Source organism: Spiroplasma sp. Moj, assembly GCF_016082285.1.
Taxonomy (GTDB): domain Bacteria; phylum Bacillota_I; class Bacilli_A; order Mycoplasmatales; family Mycoplasmataceae; genus Spiroplasma; species Spiroplasma phoeniceum.
In genome coordinates, this window is the sequence record NZ_MQTY02000098.1 from 451 (window position 1) to 3,792 (window position 3,342).

Here is a 3,342-nt window from a genome sequence, read left to right on the forward strand (position 1 = left end):
AATATATTTTANNNGAATTTTAAAATAACTAGGTTATGCAAGAAGTCTAATAAAAAAAATTGACATCAATTATGTTTTATTGATTTTCCATTCAAAGATATAGATAATAATTATTATATAACGATATGAAGAACAACAAATAATGATGATTGAAAAATAAGTATGTTTAAATACGAAACAAAAAATATAATTATTGATCAAAAAGATAATTTTAATGTTGAAATAAATAGTGATATTTCAAATACGCCACAATTATTAATTAATCAAATTCGTAATAATAAAAAATATCTTATTAAAGAATGAATAAAAGATTTTAATAATAATTTTTTTAAATCACTATATGTATGAAAAGAAAATTATATTCCAAATATTCCAAATATTGACAAAGATGGAAATATTATTATTTAAAAAATAGGATTAATATCCTATTTTTCTTTTAAATTAATATTTACTATTTTTGGGTTATTAATTAATGTTAATTCTGCATAAGCACCAGCTAATGGATATTTTAATTCAATAGTATAACTAATAAATAATTTTAAATACATATTTTCTCTATAAAAAATTATTTTAGTATCAAGTTTATATCCTCTTCCGGTATTAGGATTACCAACAAATCACTCTTCATGATTATTAAAAACATCAACACCAGATTCTGTAATTTTATTTAAATTTACTTTTATTTTTTTCTTCAATCATAAATATGTTCTGGATCTTTACTTGCACTACTTGGATAAAAATGTCCAACTGCATTTTGCATTTCAAAGCTAAAATTATCATAGTTATCTAAAACAGTTTGTCAATCTGTAATTCCAAATGTACCAAAGTCGAATAAATCTTTTCTAATTGTATAATTTTCATTTATTCAATTATCATTTAAGTTTTGTGAATTTAATCTTAAATATTTACTAATTTCTGTTAAATTAATTGGTACTGGATAGAAATTAATACTTGGTGGTGGATCAGGTAATTTAACTGGTCATTTATGGACTATATCATCATTTATATATTGATCTAAATAACTAAGTGAATAAAGAGTTAATCAATCTCGCACTGAATTATTGTATAAACTTGTAGTTTGTAAACTAACAAAATAACTCATAATTGAATATGGGTCATATAAATCAATATCATCAGAAAACATATATATTCTAACAGCAGTTTTACCTAAATTATAAAAACCAATAGCATCAATAATATATCTACCACTACCCATAATATCAGTAATAACATCAAAATTAGGATTAGGTGGAAATGAAATACTTTCTTCTGTTGCATGATAAATATAATCATCATTAATATTATCTTGTGGTATCATAACACTACTAATTAAACGATAACGGTTAANNNCTTTTTTTTTTTTTTTTTTTTTTTTTTTTTTTTNNCTTTTACTTCATCGGGCAACTTGTATTTTATCAGTTAAAGTAAATGATCAACTTGTATTACTTGCACTAGCACCGATTATATCATTAACCTCATCTTGAGTATTATATCTAAATGCATCTAAAGGAATATTACCTTGATTTTTTGCTTGTGTACCACCACTATCAACAATAGGTCAATAACTTTCATCATAAAAGGTATAATTTGCTTTACCAATAAATAAAGGTATTCCATTATTAATATTTGGATATAAATTATTAGTATTTTTATCTATTGTTTTTCAATAAATCGGAATTCCAAAAGTTAAAGCACTAGCAAATTTACCAAAAATATGTACATCTCTTTGAGTTCATGCAATACTTTCTGTTATATCAATTGGCAAACTAATAATATGATTAAACATAATACTAAATAAATTTAACATATCTTTTAATTGTCCACGATTTTTACTAGGATTAATAGTATTATAACCAATATCTACATTATATTTAAAATAACCATTTGCTCTAACATCATAATTTTTATTAATTACAGCATTCCCTTTATAATTTAAAGCAACATCTTTAACAGTTAAATTATTTGGATTAGTTGCTTGGGTTAATTTACGATCTGTATTTAAATAACCCTCATAATTCTTTTTAACTTCTTGATTAGATTGACCTTGTTTTCTTTTTAATCAATTATCATATTGACCATTAATAGCAGGGATACCATTAGTTAATAAATAAGTAGTTAATGGTTTTGATGATTTTGTTAATGAATCAGCAACGGGCATTTTTAAATCATCAATAAATAATCTTCTTTGTGGATATATTTTTTCATTTCATTCACCTAAATTTTCTATTGGTCTACCAAAAATAACAGGTGCAGTAGTACCATTATTTCCTAATAATGTTAATTGAATACTTTTAATTCCAGTGTCACCAGTAAATTTTTCATTAATTTCATAATCTTTTGGAATACCTAATTTATCTCAAATTATTTTAGGAATTACATAACCTTCTCCTGGTGCTGAAAATTGTACAAATTGTTGAATTGTTTGTCCTGTTGTACTAATAAAATCTTTTACATAACTAAAAGTAATAGCTCAATATACTAATTCATTTAAATCATTATATTTTGGTTGTGCATTTGATATAAACATTAATAAATTATCATCAACATCTTCTTTATCATATTGTAAAGGAACTAAATAAAATCTTAAAAAATCTTCTCTTTGAAAATTATAAGTAGTTTCAACTGTAATTGTACGATCAAGATATCAAGCGTTATATTCACCAAAATATTCTTCACCACCTAATTTAGAAAACTCAACAGTATCATTAATATTAACAATATTACATTTATAAGCATCACCTTTAAATTTTCTTTTAATAGCAAAATTATCTAATGCTTTATTAATTTTTTGTAAATTAATAACATAAACATTAAAACCATTTTCGTTATTAATTTTTTCTCAAATATCATTAACTGGATAATTATTTTCAGGTTCTTCTTTATTAATAAAAACTTGTTTTGTTGCGTCTCATAAATAAGTTTTTTAGGTACTAGTAATATATAAATAACTAACTTTATCCGTTAAACTTTTTTTAAAATCATCAAAAGAATACGTAAATCAATCTTTTTCTTTTTGAAAAAAGTCATAATTTCAAATATCAGGGATATGTCTAGATCTAATTTTAATTGNATTTTTTCATTAGACTTCTTGCATAACCTAGTTATTTTAAAATTCCTATAAAATATATTTAAAATAGAAATTATAGGAATCTAAAATTATGAAATTTGATAAATTTGATTTTATTAATGATAAAGAATTATTCCGATTAACAGGAATAAAACAAGCCACTTTTAATAAAATGTTAGATATTTTAAAGGTTGCTGAAATAGAAAAATTTAAAAAAGGTGGCAAAGCTAACAAATTATCACTAAAAAATCGATTATTTATGACTTTATCGTATT

General features: G+C 22.4%; 2 protein-coding genes and 1 pseudogene. 2 read left to right on the forward strand and 1 reads right to left on the reverse strand.

Annotated elements, in window-relative coordinates; genetic code table 4:
* Nucleotides 1-162: 162 nt before the first annotated feature.
* Entirely contained in the window at nucleotides 163-408 is a 246-nt protein-coding gene (locus tag BST80_RS04510; protein ID WP_415746152.1) for a hypothetical protein, read from the forward strand.
* A 17-nt stretch (nucleotides 409-425) separates the two neighbouring features.
* Here BST80_RS04510 and BST80_RS04515 read toward each other — a convergent pair whose 3' ends face one another.
* On the reverse strand, nucleotides 426-695 hold the full coding sequence (locus BST80_RS04515; protein WP_415746153.1) for a hypothetical protein: 270 nt from the start codon (nucleotides 693-695) through the stop codon (nucleotides 426-428).
* Between the two features lie 2,463 nt (nucleotides 696-3,158).
* Here BST80_RS04515 and BST80_RS04520 point away from each other — a divergent pair.
* A pseudogene (locus tag BST80_RS04520) lies at nucleotides 3,159-3,342 on the forward strand (IS5/IS1182 family transposase); the annotation flags it as partial.